Source organism: Pseudomonas sp. D3, from assembly GCF_029320995.1.
In the GTDB taxonomy this organism is placed as follows: Bacteria; Pseudomonadota; Gammaproteobacteria; order Pseudomonadales; family Pseudomonadaceae; genus Aquipseudomonas; species Aquipseudomonas paraveronii.
This window is the reverse complement of sequence record NZ_CP119772.1, coordinates 5,335,884-5,348,924: the sequence shown is the minus strand read 5'-3', so window position 1 is coordinate 5,348,924 and position 13,041 is coordinate 5,335,884. Positions and strand designations below refer to the sequence as shown.

13 protein-coding genes are annotated in these 13,041 nt (G+C 59.6%); 10 read left to right on the top strand and 3 right to left on the bottom strand.

Translation table 11 applies throughout. The features are described 5' to 3' along the window. Nucleotides 1-98 precede the first annotated feature (98 nt). The 5 genes from P3S72_RS24685 (at nucleotide 99) to groL (ending at nucleotide 4,723) form a co-directional block, all read left to right on the top strand. Nucleotides 99-1,106 carry a DUF481 domain-containing protein gene (locus P3S72_RS24685; protein WP_276194670.1) on the top strand — a complete coding sequence of 336 codons (1,008 nt, stop codon included), beginning with the start codon at nucleotides 99-101 and terminating at the stop codon, nucleotides 1,104-1,106. 101 nt (nucleotides 1,107-1,207) lie between these two features. Then, nucleotides 1,208-1,939, top strand: coding sequence for a DUF2470 domain-containing protein (locus P3S72_RS24680; protein ID WP_276194669.1), 732 nt, complete (start codon nucleotides 1,208-1,210; stop codon nucleotides 1,937-1,939). Between the two features lie 67 nt (nucleotides 1,940-2,006). Beyond that, nucleotides 2,007-2,483: an FxsA family protein gene (locus tag P3S72_RS24675; protein ID WP_017846113.1), complete on the top strand. Its 477-nt coding sequence runs from the start codon at nucleotides 2,007-2,009 to the stop codon at nucleotides 2,481-2,483. A gap of 247 nt (nucleotides 2,484-2,730) precedes the next feature. Further along, on the top strand, nucleotides 2,731-3,027 hold the full coding sequence (locus P3S72_RS24670; protein WP_094953007.1) for a co-chaperone GroES: 297 nt from the start codon (nucleotides 2,731-2,733) through the stop codon (nucleotides 3,025-3,027). 49 nt (nucleotides 3,028-3,076) lie between these two features. Further along, complete coding sequence (gene groL, locus P3S72_RS24665) at nucleotides 3,077-4,723, top strand: chaperonin GroEL (protein ID WP_247399719.1); 1,647 nt, start codon at nucleotides 3,077-3,079, stop codon at nucleotides 4,721-4,723. A 115-nt stretch (nucleotides 4,724-4,838) separates the two neighbouring features. Here the strand turns inward: groL and P3S72_RS24660 are convergent, their stop codons facing one another. Then, complete coding sequence (locus tag P3S72_RS24660) at nucleotides 4,839-6,788, bottom strand: LTA synthase family protein (RefSeq protein WP_276194668.1); 1,950 nt, start codon at nucleotides 6,786-6,788, stop codon at nucleotides 4,839-4,841. A gap of 203 nt (nucleotides 6,789-6,991) precedes the next feature. On the opposite strand from P3S72_RS24660, the gene colR reads away from it, so the two are divergent. The 5 genes from colR to P3S72_RS24635 all read left to right on the top strand — a co-directional run bounded on the left by colR (nucleotide 6,992) and on the right by P3S72_RS24635 (nucleotide 10,761). Continuing rightward, a complete protein-coding gene (gene colR, locus P3S72_RS24655; protein WP_046382217.1) occupies nucleotides 6,992-7,675 on the top strand; it encodes a two-component system response regulator ColR in 684 nt (227 codons plus the stop codon). Continuing rightward, nucleotides 7,665-8,945, top strand: a complete 1,281-nt coding sequence (locus P3S72_RS24650) for a HAMP domain-containing sensor histidine kinase (protein WP_276194667.1) — start codon at nucleotides 7,665-7,667, stop codon at nucleotides 8,943-8,945. Before colR ends, P3S72_RS24650 begins: the two co-directional genes overlap by 11 nt. Before the next feature lie 187 nt (nucleotides 8,946-9,132). Then, nucleotides 9,133-9,813, top strand: coding sequence for a class I SAM-dependent methyltransferase (locus P3S72_RS24645; RefSeq protein WP_276194666.1), 681 nt, complete (start codon nucleotides 9,133-9,135; stop codon nucleotides 9,811-9,813). 4 nt (nucleotides 9,814-9,817) lie between these two features. Beyond that, nucleotides 9,818-10,537 carry a lipopolysaccharide kinase InaA family protein gene (locus P3S72_RS24640; RefSeq protein ID WP_276194665.1) on the top strand — a complete coding sequence of 240 codons (720 nt, stop codon included), beginning with the start codon at nucleotides 9,818-9,820 and terminating at the stop codon, nucleotides 10,535-10,537. Continuing rightward, nucleotides 10,534-10,761 (top strand): hypothetical protein, encoded by a 228-nt coding sequence (locus P3S72_RS24635; protein WP_276194664.1) that lies wholly within the window; start codon nucleotides 10,534-10,536, stop codon nucleotides 10,759-10,761. Before P3S72_RS24640 ends, P3S72_RS24635 begins: the two co-directional genes overlap by 4 nt. A 104-nt stretch (nucleotides 10,762-10,865) precedes the next feature. Here the strand turns inward: P3S72_RS24635 and P3S72_RS24630 are convergent, their stop codons facing one another. Together P3S72_RS24630 and P3S72_RS24625 are read right to left on the bottom strand one after the other, a co-directional pair. Next, complete coding sequence (locus P3S72_RS24630) at nucleotides 10,866-11,963, bottom strand: DUF1513 domain-containing protein (protein WP_276197993.1); 1,098 nt, start codon at nucleotides 11,961-11,963, stop codon at nucleotides 10,866-10,868. Between the two features lie 2 nt (nucleotides 11,964-11,965). Then, nucleotides 11,966-13,030 carry an imelysin family protein gene (locus P3S72_RS24625; protein WP_247399748.1) on the bottom strand — a complete coding sequence of 355 codons (1,065 nt, stop codon included), beginning with the start codon at nucleotides 13,028-13,030 and terminating at the stop codon, nucleotides 11,966-11,968. Nucleotides 13,031-13,041: the final 11 nt, after the last annotated feature.

Genomic DNA, 13,041 nt, shown 5'->3' with positions numbered 1-13,041 from the left:
GCAGATGAGAACTGAACTCAACACAATTCCTTGAGTCAGTCCTTGCTATCTAACACGATAACGCCCCTTTTTCGCCAACCCTGAGCCCCTATCTGCTTATGTTGTCCAGAACCTTGCTGTGCCTTGCTGTTTTCAGCGCCTCCACCCCCTTGCTCGCCGATACGGTCTGGTTAAAGAACGGCGACCGTCTGACCGGCAAGATCAAGGTCTTCGACGGTGGCAAGTTGCTGATCCAGACCGACTATGCTGGGGCTATACCGGTGGACTGGAAACAGGTGAAAACCCTGGAAAGCGATCAGGAATTGCTGGTCAAGCAGGATGCCTACACCGGAGAGAAAGCCAAATCCTTGCAGGCGGCGGACGATGGCAAAGTGGTGCTGGCCAATGGCGAGGCGCCCAAGACGGTGGAATTGGCCAGCATCCAGCAGATCATCAAGCCCAAGCCGGTGATCGAAGACCTGGTGTGGAAAGGCAACGTCGACATGGCGCTGGACTACAAGCGCGCCGAGAAAGACACCAACGACTACGACATCGACTTCAAGACTTCCGCCCGCCATGGCCAATGGCGCCACACCGGGCAGGGCGAGTACAACCGCGAATTCCAGGACGACGTCACCACCACCGACAACTGGTCCCTGGAATATGACCTCGACCGGTTCATCACCGAGCACTGGTTCTGGCAGGGTCGCCTGACCTACAAGCGCGACAGGGTGGAAGACCTGTCCCGCCAGCGCACGGTCGGCACTGGCCCGGGCTACCAGTTCTGGGACGATGAGCTCGGCGCATTCTCCCTGGGTTCGCTGGTTAACCGCACCGATTACGAATATTCCGACGGCGGCAAGGACAACTTCTATTCCTTGGCCATGAAGTGGGACTACAACCGCTACCTGATCGGCAAGAAGGTTGAGTTTTTCACCTCCGGCGAATTGGGCAAGCCTATCGGCGGGCCGGCCGAATACGCCCTCGAAGCGCAAATGGGCCTGCGCTACAAGGTCACCGAGTGGGCGTCGCTCAATCTCAAGGCCGAGCGTGACGTGATCAGTGGCGACTCGGAAAGCAGCTTGAGCAAGACCCGCTACACCGCAGGGTTTGGCGTGGCCTGGTAATCGGCCTCAAGCTCGCTGGCAACCTGCGCGGTTATTGATTACCTTGGCTTGAGATCCATTCCCATACGCCATGGGCGACTGAATTCCCGAGGAGTCATACGTTGAGCGCGCACGTTGCCAAAAACGCCCGAGAGCTGTTGCTCAAGGAATACCGTGGGGCTCTCTCCACATTGTCCAAAGCCATGCCCGGCTTTCCCTTCGGTTCGGTCGTGCCGTACTGTCTGGACGAGCAGGGTCGGCCGCTGATCCTGATCAGCCGGATTGCCCAACACACCCATAACCTGCAGAAAGACCCCAAGTGTTCGTTGCTGGTCGGCGAGCGTGAAGCGGATGATGTGCAGGCGGTTGGGCGCCTGACTTACCTGGCCGAGGCCGAGCAATTGCACGACGTCGCCGCGATTGAAGCGGCGGCCGAGCGCTATTACCGCTACTTCCCCGAATCGGCTAACTATCACAAGGCCCACGATTTCGACTTCTGGGTGCTCAAGCCGGTACGTCACCGCTATATCGGCGGCTTTGGCGCGATTCACTGGCTTGACCGGTTGACCCTGGGCAACCCGTTCGCCGGCCCGACCGAGCGCAGCATGGTCGAGCACATGAACGCGGACCACGCCAAGGCCATCGCCCATTACGTCGAGTTGGCCGGCTTGCCCACCCATGAACCGGCGCAATTGGCCGGGATCGACAGTGAAGGCATGCACCTGCGCATAGGCCATGCGCTGCACTGGTTGCCGTTCGCCGAGTCTTGCAACACGTCGACACAAGTACGCGAGGCTCTGGTTTCATTGGCTCATGCTGCGGTCTGGCCGAAAAAAAGCGCGGCTGAAGCTTGAATTCACGAAATGGCGACGTCATCTAAGGTGGACTGGCAAGGCAATCTTGCGTTGAGGAAACCATTTGATGCGCCCTTTTTTATTGCTCTTTCTACTGTTCCCGGTGTTGGAGCTGTTCGTATTCGTAAAAGTCAGCGGTGCGATCGGGTTTTTCCCGGCGCTGCTGCTGATCATTCTCGGCTCGATGCTCGGCGTTCTGGTGCTGCGCGTCGCCGGTCTGGCCACGGCGTTGCGTGCCCGTGAAAGCCTGAATCGTGGTGAATTGCCGGCACAAACCATGCTCGAAGGCCTGATGATGGCCCTGGCCGGAGGCCTGTTGATCCTGCCGGGCTTTATCAGCGATGTGCTCGGCCTGGTCATGTTGCTGCCCTTCACCCGCAAGCTGTTGGCGGGCAAAATGCGCCAGCGTGCCGAAGAGGCTGCGATTCGCCAGCGCGCGTTCGCAGACGACCTGCAACCCCGTGGCGGCCCGGCTCCGCGCCAGCCGTTGGGACGCGAAGGTGATGTGATCGAAGGTGAGTTCGAGCATCGCGACAGTAAATAACGGCTTCACTGGCACGGCACCTTCGGGTGCCGTGTTGTTTTTATGGGCTGGCAGACGCAAAAAAATTCATCCCCCGCCCCTTGTAATATGCTTATGCGCCCTTATGTAACGGTCACCGCAAGGTTTCTGGTGGCGACACCAGACAGACTTCCGCGTCTTGCTTGGCGAGGCGCGACCGGCACCGCCGGAATACAACTTGCCGGTATTGACACCGGCCGATGAAAAACACAATTAGGAGAGATCGACAATGAGCAAGCTTCGTCCTCTGCACGACCGCGTCGTAATCCGTCGCAGCGAAGAAGAAAAGAAAACCGCTGGCGGTATCGTTCTGCCAGGTTCGGCTGCTGAAAAGGCCAACCACGGTGTGATCATCGCTGCTGGCCCAGGCAAGGCTCTGGAAAACGGTGAAGTACGTGCGCTGGCTGTGAAAGTGGGTGACAAGGTTGTTTTCGGCCCTTACTCCGGCAGCAACACCGTGAAAGTCGACGGCGAAGACCTGCTGGTAATGAGCGAGAACGAAATTCTCGCCGTTCTGGAAGACTGATTCCCCGCTCATTTTCCCGTTACTACAAAGTATTTAAGGAATATCGATCATGGCTGCTAAAGAAGTTAAATTCGGCGATTCCGCCCGCAAGAAAATGCTCACAGGTGTCAACATCCTGGCTGACGCAGTAAAAGCGACCCTGGGCCCGAAAGGCCGTAACGTGATCATCGAGAAGAGCTTCGGCGCTCCGACCATCACCAAGGACGGCGTTTCCGTAGCCAAAGAAATCGAACTGGAAGACCGTTTCGAAAACATGGGCGCGCAGCTGGTCAAAGACGTTGCCTCCCGTGCCAACGATGACGCAGGCGACGGCACCACCACCGCCACCGTTCTGGCTCAGGCAATCGTCAACGAAGGCTACAAAGCCGTCGCTGCCGGCATGAACCCGATGGACCTCAAGCGCGGCATCGACAAGGCGACCATCGCCATCGTCGCTGAGCTGAAAAACCTGTCCAAGCCATGCGCTGACACCAAGGCTATCGCTCAGGTAGGCACCATCTCCGCCAACTCCGACAACTCCATCGGCGACATCATTGCCGAAGCCATGGAAAAAGTCGGTAAAGAAGGCGTGATCACTGTTGAAGAAGGCACCGGCCTGGAAAACGAACTGTCGGTTGTAGAAGGCATGCAGTTCGACCGTGGCTACCTGTCCCCGTACTTCGTCAACAAGCCGGAAACCATGGTTGCCGAGCTGGAAAACCCGCTGATCCTGCTGGTCGACAAAAAGATCTCCAACATCCGCGAAATGCTGCCGGTGCTGGAAGCTGTTGCCAAAGCCGGTCGCCCACTGCTGATCGTTTCCGAAGACGTTGAAGGCGAAGCCCTGGCGACTCTGGTTGTGAACAACATGCGTGGCATCGTCAAAGTTGCAGCCGTCAAGGCTCCAGGCTTCGGCGACCGTCGCAAGGCCATGCTGCAGGACATCGCCGTTCTGACCGGCGGTACCGTTATCTCCGAAGAGATCGGCCTGAGCCTGGAAAGCGCCACCCTGGAAAACCTGGGTAGCGCCAAGCGTGTGACCATCTCCAAGGAAAACACCATCGTCGTCGACGGTGCTGGCGTAGAGGCCGACATTCAGGCGCGCATCACTCAGATCCGTGCCCAGGTTGCCGAAACTTCCTCGGACTACGACCGTGAAAAACTGCAAGAGCGTCTGGCCAAGCTGTCCGGCGGCGTTGCAGTGATCAAGGTTGGCGCTGGTTCCGAAGTTGAAATGAAAGAGAAGAAAGCCCGCGTTGAAGACGCCCTGCATGCAACCCGTGCGGCCGTTGAAGAAGGCGTGGTACCTGGCGGTGGCGTTGCGCTGATCCGTGCTCTGGAAGCCCTGACCAACCTGACCGGCGACAATGCTGACCAGAACGTCGGTATCGCTGTACTGCGTCGTGCTGTTGAAGCACCGCTGCGTCAGATCGCTGCCAACTCCGGCGACGAGCCAAGCGTTGTGGTCAACGAAGTCAAGAACGGCAAAGGTAACTACGGTTACAACGCTGCGACTGGCGAGTACGGCGACATGATCGAAATGGGCATCCTGGACCCTACCAAGGTGACTCGTTCCGCGCTGCAAGCAGCTTCCTCCATCGGCGGTCTGATCCTGACCACCGAAGCGGCGATCGCTGATGCACCGAAGAAAGACGGCTCGGCTGGCGGCGGTATGCCAGACATGGGCGGCATGGGTGGCATGGGCGGCATGATGTAAGCCAGCCTTACCCGGCGACTGAAAAACCCCGCCTGCAGCGATGCAGGCGGGGTTTTTTATGCGGGTGTGTAAACCTATAAAGAAGTCCCGTACTTGGCAGTAAGGGACGTTTTGCTTAGCGCGTGCTCACTGCCGGGGCCTCTTCCTTGGGGACCCTCCAGCTCAGCAGTTGTTGTTTGAAACCATAACTGGCGGCCTGGTAGTAGGTGATCGCCCGCAGGATCAGCGGGTCATCGCTGCCGACCCGCAATTCCTGGCTCTCACCCAGCGCCTCGTCGTGGCGGCGCAGGCCCTGGCGTGGGCTGAGAATCGCCAGGTCTTTGCCGTCGAATAACCCCAGGTGCTGGTAGTTGCCGACTACGACCCGAGGGGGCAATGGGTTGTCCTGCAACAGGTCGCGGCCAAAGAAGGTCGATTCATAGTTCAGGTTGATCAGGCCCAGCAGGGTCGGCGCCAGGTCGATCTGGCTGGCCAGTTGTGCCGATTCCCGTGCGTCGATCAGCTTGGGCGCATAGATGAACAGTGGAATCTGATAGTTGGCAATGGGCAGGTCTTCCTTGCCCGCACTGCCGGCAGTGTGGTCGGCGACGAAGACGAAGATGGTGTTATCGAACCAGGGTTTCTGCCGCGCCGCTTCCAGGAATTGGCCGATGGCATGATCGGTGTACTTCACCGCACCGTCGCGGCCATTGCCGGATTTGATATCGATGCGCCCGTCCGGGTAGGTGTAAGGGCGATGGTTGGACGTGGTCATCAGTTGCAGCAAAAACGGCTGCTGTTTGGCGTAGTCCGCATCGGCCAGCTTCAGGGTCTGTTTGTACAGATCCTCGTCAGCCATACCCCAGGCGTTCTTGAACGAGATTTCTGCCTCGGGCACGCTGCTCTGGTCCACGACGCGATAACCGTTGCCGCTGAAGAACGCATTCATGTTGTCGAAATAACCACGCCCGCCATACACAAACACGCTGTCGTAACCGATGGCCGTGAGTTGTTGCCCCAGGCTCGCGAAGCCGCTTTCCCGGCCAATACGTTTGACGATAGAGCGTCCCGGCGTCGGTGGGATTGCCAGGGTGATCGCCTCCAGGCCACGGTCGGTGCGGGTACCGGTGGCGTAGAAGTTATTGAAGTACAGGCTTTGTTGACGCAAGACGTCGAGATTCGGCGTGAGGTTGCGCCCGTCGCCATTGCTGCCCATGTATTTGGCGCTGAAACTTTCGATGGTCACCAGCACGATATTGGGTTTGCGCAGGGGGCCCGGGTGGGTAATGGCGCGGCGGATATCCAGCGGGTCCTGGCCGATAAAGCGCGCATTGGGCTCGCTGAGTTCGGCGCGCAACTGCTTGGCCACGACGTCGGTCGGCAGGCTCTTGTAGAACTGTGAGTAGTCCAGTTCGTTGTTACGGAAGGCGGCGAAAAACTGATACGGGCCATTGCTCGCCAGTTCGTTCTTGTAGGCGTTGCCGCCTTGCGCGCGCGGGCTGTCCTGGCTGATCAACTGCAGGCTCAGACCCCCGACGACCAACAGTGCCAAGGCATTCAACAGGCGGCCGCGCATGGGCGGCAGCGGAGCATTCATTGCGGCATTGAACGGCTTGCGCAAAGCCAGGCTCAACACGATGGCCAGCATCGCCAGCAAACTGAGCAACTTGCCGATGGGGTAGGATTCCAGCAGGTTGTTCAGGACTTCATCGGAGTACACCAGGTAGTCGACGGCGATAAAGTTGAAGCGCACGCCGAATTCGTCCCAGAACAGCCATTCGGCCACCGAGGTGAACAGCATTGCGAACAGGCTGACGGTGAGCACCGCCTGCAGGAACCAGCGATGGCCACGGCGGCGCCACAGCGCGGGCGGACACAGCAACAGGTACAGCCCCAGAGGCAGGGCGGCATAGGCGAGAAAACCGAGGTCATACAGCAGACCCACGCCAAATACCGGCAGCAGATTGCCGCCGACTTCATCCAGGTGCGTAACCAGCAATACGCTGCGGGTAAGCAGGAAAATAGCCAGCCAGGCACCCGTTACCAACAGCAAATAGCGCATCGGCGCTGTTTTGAGAAACCCCATGTCCCGCTTCCTTATATCAATGGGTGCGATCTTCGCCCTGACACTGTAATCAGTTTGTGAAGCTATAGTGAAAAACTCATTCGGCGCCCCAATCGGTTGAAAACCTTTATTGACCAACGGTTAGGCTCTATCCCTGAGCATCACTTGGCCTTAAGCTGCGCGAGCCAACACACGGCTGGCACGAAAGTACGGAGACACTGCCCATGCGAATTTTATTGGTTGAAGACAACCGCGATATTCTGGCCAACCTGGCGGATTACCTGGGGCTCAAAGGCTACACCGTGGACTGCGCGCAGGACGGTTTGTCGGGCCTGCACCTGGCCGCCACCGAGCACTACGACTTGATCGTGCTCGACATCATGCTGCCTGGCATCGATGGCTACACCTTGTGCAAACGCCTGCGTGAAGACGCGCGCCGCGACACGCCGGTGATCATGCTCACCGCCCGCGATCAGTTGGATGACCGGCTGCAGGGCTTCAAGTCCGGCGCCGATGACTACTTGCTCAAGCCGTTTGCCCTGTCGGAACTGGCCGCGCGCATCGAAGCCGTGCTGCGCCGCGCCCACGGCGGCGGACGCCGTGCCCTGCAGGTGGCCGACCTGCATTACGACCTCGATACCCTGGAAGTCACCCGAGAAGGGCGCCTGCTCAAACTCAACCCGGTGGGCCTGAAGCTGTTGGCGGTGTTGATGCAGAAAAGTCCCCACGTACTGCGTCGGGAAATTCTCGAAGAAGCGCTATGGGGGGATGATTGTCCCGACAGTGACAGCCTGCGCAGTCACGTCCATCAGTTGCGCCAAGTGATCGATAAACCTTTCGCCAAACCATTGCTGCAAACGGTACACGGTGTGGGTTACCGCCTGGCCGAGGGTCGTGATGGAGTTTAAGCAAAGTCTTGCCCAGCGGATCATCATCGCCTTTGCCTTGATGAGCGCGTTGGTGGCAGGCGCCTTCGCCATAGGTATCATCGCGACGGTGCATCTGGTGGAAGAGAAGCTGATTTCGGCCGGTTTGGGCGGCGACTTGCAGCGCCTGCTGCTGATGGACAGCGTCGAAGACTGGAGCCACCGACCCGAGCCGGATCAGTTGTTCTATTTCAGCGGCGGGCGCGGGGATTTTGAGCTGCCCAAGGACCTGCGGCACCTGGAACCCGGTTTCCATGAAGTGTTCCGCGAGGCGTTGTCGTACCACGCCATGGTCGAAGTGGTTGACGGGCGGCGCTATGTGCTGCTGCAGGACCAGAGTGATTTCGAAGAACGCGAGCGCGTGCTGTTCGCGGTGGTGCTGGTGGGCTTCGTGCTCAGCCTGGCGTTGGCGGTCTTCCTTGGCTGGGTGCTGGCCCGCAAGGTGATGGCACCGGTGGTGCGCCTGGCGCGCCAGGTGCGTCATCGTGACCAGTTGCTCGGCCTGGCGCCGCCCCTGGCGCCGGATTACGCTGCTGATGAAGTGGGCGAGCTGGCCGTGGCCTTCGACGCCACGTTGGGCCGTTTACGCCAGGCACTGTCCCGCGAGCAGTTGTTTACCAGTGACGTGAGCCACGAATTGCGCACGCCGTTGATGGTCCTGGCCAGTTCCTGCGAGTTGCTGCTGGAAAACCCGGCCATCGACGAGCGCGGGCGCAACCAGGTGCTGCGCATCGCCAGGGCCTGCGAAGAAATGCGCGAACTGGTGCAGACCTTCCTGATGCTGGCGCGCGCCCAGCACAACGACGCCACCATGTCGCCCCGAGTAACCCTCACACAGGTGGCGGATGATTTGCTTGGCCTCTGGCGCGAGCCGATCGAGCATAAAGGCCTGCAACTGATCTATCAGCCGGGCAACCCCCTGGACACACGCTACAACACCACCTTCCTGCATGCGGTGATGGGCAACTTGCTGCGTAATGCACTGCATTACACCGAGCAGGGCTTTATCCGACTCACCTTGGAACCGAGTGGTTTTGTCGTGGAAGACTCTGGCGTCGGCATCCCCGAAGACAAGCGCGAAGCCATGTTCGAGCCCTTCGTGCGCGGCAGCGAAAAGCGCGGTGAAGGCCTTGGCCTGGGGTTGTCGCTGGTGCAGCGTATCTGCGAGAACCAGGGCTGGAGCGTCAGTTTGAGCACCATGGAGCCCAATGGTTGCCGCTTTCACGTCCAGTTGAGTCAGGTCAAACCCTGATCTTCCGTGCTACCGCTGTGCTGGCAACGATCGGTGTAATTCGACGAAGATGGCCCGTTAACATTATTTATGTCTGTAAAGTCTTGAAATGTATGAGCGTGGACAGGACAAGTTTTTCACAACGAGTTGACCTGTTGGTCACACTTCGCAACCTAAGGTCGTAGGCATCAGTAAACGGAGACGTAAGATGCCTACCCCGATTAAGCTCGAATTTTCCGATAAGTACGACGATGAGCATGCGCAGAATTATTTGCTCAAGCATCAGGACAATTTGGCTCGCCGGCTGTCCCACAAACGTGACGAGCAATTGGCACGCGGCGCATTGGCCATGGCCGGTGAGCCCGGCCTAGTTTTGGACCTACCTTGTGGTGCTGGGCGTTTCTGGCCGCTGCTGGCTGAAAAACCTAACCGGGTGATTATCGGCGCCGACAATTCGGAGTCGATGTTGAAGGTCGCGACGTTCTCCCAGCCGGCGGATGTGGTGAAACGGGTACGACCCTTGCAGACATCGGCCTTTGATATCGATTTGCCAGATAACTCGGTCGACAGCATCTTCTGCATGCGCCTGATGCACCATATTGGTGATCCTGAGCACCGGCTGGCAATACTGCGGGAATTTCATCGCGTTACCCGCGACAGCGTGATCATCTCGTTGTGGGTGGATGGCAACTTCAAGGCCTGGAAACGCAAGCGTGTCGAAGTAAAACGTCGTAACAACGGTGAGCAGGGAAGTTACCAAAACCGGTTTGTATTGCCGGCGGCTACTGTAGAGGCAGAGTTTGAGCAAGCCGGTTTCCGTGTTCAGGAATCCCTGGACTTCATCCCGCTCTACGCCATGTGGCGGGTGTATGTATTGCGCAAGAGGTAATAGGATGGCAGTTGAGTGCGTAGCAGGCAGTCACGTAGCTCCCGAAGAGCGATTTGATTATTTCTGGCGCCTGCAGGGCGAGTGGGTCGAAGAGCCCAATCGTCGGCGCGGTGGTGAAAGTGGTGTGCAGCGTGTGGCGGGCCCCACCGGGCGCCTGCTCTACAGCAAGCGTCAGACCGGGCATATCTACCGCAGTTGGCTCCATCCGTTTGGACGCCCGACTGTGTTGCGCGAACGGGATGCCATCAAGGGCCTGCGCTCGTTGAATGTGCGGGTGCCGGAGATGGTGTTCTGCGAGGCGCGTCGTGATCCGCAACACCAATGGAAGGCATTGTTGGTGACGGCTTCGCTGGACGGTTTCGACGAAATCGAAAAATGGTACGCCGCCGGTGGCCGTGAACAGTACGGTGAGGCGGTCCATGAGCGCCTGCTCAAGGAACTCGCAGCGACGTTGGCGCGCATGCACAAGGGGCGCTGGCAACATGGTTGCCTGTACATCAAGCATATCTTTGTGCGAGTCACGGGTGAGCCCGACTCGGCCACCGTGGAAGTCGCGCTGCTGGACTTTGAGAAGTGCCGCCAGCGCCTGACCGCTTATCGGGCGGCCTCCCATGACATGCTGCAACTGCGCCGCCATTCGTCGTGGAGCGATGGCGACTGGGCAAAACTCAGCTACTTTTACGAGACGGCGTTTGGCAGCGCTATCAAGGGTTTAACCAAATGAAGCTAGAAATAGCTCGAGGTCTGTTTCTGGTCGGGGCGTTGGGCGTTGCTGCCCTGGCCCTGGTTGCATGGGAACAACCTCGGACACAGGTCCTCAGTGCGGTGCAAAGCGGCGGGCAATGCTTGCTGCCGCGCATCGCGAAGGCGACGGTGACGGTCAAGCCCGATCATGACCTACTGTTGTTCATGTTCGGGATGTCACGAGGGGTGGGGCCACAAAGTTGAAACGATCGAAACCACCCGAAAAGGGCCTTGTGAAACGAGGCCCTTTTTTTCGCCTGCGATCTGGCTGTCAGGCGCAGTGCGGGATTAGCCTGAGCGGCTGACCGTCAGATCAGATGCAGATGGTTATCCCAAAGCCCTGCCGGCAATTCCAACGGTTTTGCGATCAGTTGTTCCTGGCGACAGTCATAGAATCGACAGCGCCCCTGGCCGGATGTCACGACAAACCCGTCCGCTACCGCACCCACACCCGCGCAGTCCGGCAAAGGTCCGTCCAGGCGCAATTTGCCGCTGTCCATGTCCCAGATAAAGAAGCGGTTACCGCGCGGCGCGGTCAATGCCACCAGGCGCAATTCGCTGTGTACCGCGACGCTGGCGGTGTAATGCCCCATTGCCTGCAGTTGCTCATCGGCCACCGGAAATGCCACGAATGGCTGCCCCGGCCGCTTGATCGCGAGCAACTCGGAACGCTCCTGAGACGGCCCCATGAACTGCTGCCCGGTGAGGATGGTGCCATCGCTTGCGATGCCCATATGGCGCACGCTATTCATCGGCTGGCCGAGGATTTCCTTGCTGATCAGGCTGCCGTCGCGTTGCATCAGCACCAGGCTCGGCTCCATGGCGTTGAGGTTCATGTCCACCCGGCTTTCGGCCTCGGTGCGGATGCCGCCGTTGGCCACCACCAGGGTTTCGCCGTCGGGCATCCACGACACCTGATGCGGGCCGATGCCATGGGTGGAAATCTCGCCGCTGTGCACTAGCCGCTCGCCTTCGAACCGGTACACACCGAGCAGGCCACGGCCCGGGTCGGAGGTGTCGTTTTCGGTGGCGTACAGCCAGTCGCCACTGTTGTGAATCACCGCGTGGCCATAGAAGTGCCGGCCAGCGTTCGAGCTGATGGTTTGCAGCAGCGCGCCATCACGCAGGTCGATCAGGTAACTCTCGGTGCCCGGGCGACGGGCGACAAACAGCGCGATCGGCAGCGTCGGGTGGTTGATGATGTCGTGGCAGCGCTGACCGACCTGCGTGGCGAACACCCGCTGGCCGTCCAGGCGATAGCCAACGGCATAGTGTTTGCCGTCTGCATCATCGCGCGCCGACAGCAGCAGCGGGCCCTTGTCTTTGTGCTTGAACAACGTCCAGCCGCCCAACGTGAGTGCGCCGAGCAGCGCGCTGCCAATGGCCAAAGCCTGTCGCCTGAGCATCATCAGTCACCGTCGTTGGCGTTAAAGCCCAGTTGGATGCCCAGCGCCTTGGCCAACTCGCCTTCGTGCAGGCGGTGGACGACATTGAGGCTGTCGTAGAGATCGTTGAGCTGCTGGCGCCCGGCGTCGTCACCCAACAGTTCGTTGAGGGTGCGCTGGTTGCTGGCGAACAGTTTCAGGGACGCGGCGTAGGCGGCGTCGATCTTCTCGGCCAGCGCCTTTTGATCGGACGGCAACAAGCCCCGCAGGCCTTTGTTGTCGACGCCGACCCATACCGTCTGGGCCGCAGCGAGGCTGGCTTCCAGACTTTGCAGGGACGACTGGCTGCGCCACGCATCGGCCTGGAACGGCTGCGGGATGCCCTTGGTCTGGCGACCCATCGGCGTGCCGAGCTTTTTCTTCAGGGTGTCCAGTGCGGTCACTTGCACGCGCAGCAGGTCGGCGATGGCTTCGTGGGAATCAGCGTAACGCTGATTGGGAAACTTGCTCATCTGCGCGAGCATGCCGTCGGTGCTGTTCCAACTGGCGAGGATCTCTTCGGCCAGGGCTTTCTGGCGCTCGCCGATGGCCATCAGTAGCGGGCAGTACCGGGCTTTCTGCGCGGCGTCGGCGATGTCGGTCTTGGCGTCGTAGAGGATGTATTCATAGGCCGACAGGCCCTGCACCACCACGCTGGACTTGGCCAGGGCAGCGGCATCGATCTGCGGCTGGGCGGTGACCAGTTGCTCGACCTGGCGACCGACCAGGTTTTTCTTGTCGGGCCAGAACTGCACCTGCCACGAACGGTTGCCCTCGGCCAACGGGCCGATCAGCAGCGGTTGCAGTTCGGCCCAAGCTTTTTGGGCGTGAAGGAAGTCGGCACGCGCGGTGTCCAGGCTTTCCTTGCCTTGGCAGTACGCCAGGGCACTCACGGCCAATTGGCGGTCGGCTTCCACCCAGCGGCTGTAGGTCGGCAAGATCACTTGCTTGGCGATGGCTGCCGAGGTCACCGCTTGTGGGTCTTGCGGTGAGCAGGCGCCGAGGGCGAGGGCGGCCAGGCTGGTGAACAACAACTTGGGACGGAACATGTCGAGCTCCC

What these genes read in the sequence shown, in the direction of transcription:
- P3S72_RS24685 (WP_276194670.1), top strand. Translation starts at nt 99, where the DNA reads ATGTTGTCCAGAACCTTGCTGTGCCTTGCTGTTTTCAGCGCCTCCACC.
- P3S72_RS24675 (WP_017846113.1), top strand. Translation starts at nt 2,007, where the DNA reads ATGCGCCCTTTTTTATTGCTCTTTCTACTGTTCCCGGTGTTGGAGCTG.
- P3S72_RS24670 (WP_094953007.1), top strand. Translation starts at nt 2,731, where the DNA reads ATGAGCAAGCTTCGTCCTCTGCACGACCGCGTCGTAATCCGTCGCAGC.
- groL (WP_247399719.1), top strand. Translation starts at nt 3,077, where the DNA reads ATGGCTGCTAAAGAAGTTAAATTCGGCGATTCCGCCCGCAAGAAAATG.
- P3S72_RS24660 (WP_276194668.1), bottom strand. Translation starts at nt 6,788, where the DNA reads ATGGGGTTTCTCAAAACAGCGCCGATGCGCTATTTGCTGTTGGTAACG.
- colR (WP_046382217.1), top strand. Translation starts at nt 6,992, where the DNA reads ATGCGAATTTTATTGGTTGAAGACAACCGCGATATTCTGGCCAACCTG.
- P3S72_RS24650 (WP_276194667.1), top strand. Translation starts at nt 7,665, where the DNA reads ATGGAGTTTAAGCAAAGTCTTGCCCAGCGGATCATCATCGCCTTTGCC.
- P3S72_RS24645 (WP_276194666.1), top strand. Translation starts at nt 9,133, where the DNA reads ATGCCTACCCCGATTAAGCTCGAATTTTCCGATAAGTACGACGATGAG.
- P3S72_RS24640 (WP_276194665.1), top strand. Translation starts at nt 9,818, where the DNA reads ATGGCAGTTGAGTGCGTAGCAGGCAGTCACGTAGCTCCCGAAGAGCGA.
- P3S72_RS24635 (WP_276194664.1), top strand. Translation starts at nt 10,534, where the DNA reads ATGAAGCTAGAAATAGCTCGAGGTCTGTTTCTGGTCGGGGCGTTGGGC.
- P3S72_RS24630 (WP_276197993.1), bottom strand. Translation starts at nt 11,963, where the DNA reads ATGCTCAGGCGACAGGCTTTGGCCATTGGCAGCGCGCTGCTCGGCGCA.
- P3S72_RS24625 (WP_247399748.1), bottom strand. Translation starts at nt 13,030, where the DNA reads ATGTTCCGTCCCAAGTTGTTGTTCACCAGCCTGGCCGCCCTCGCCCTC.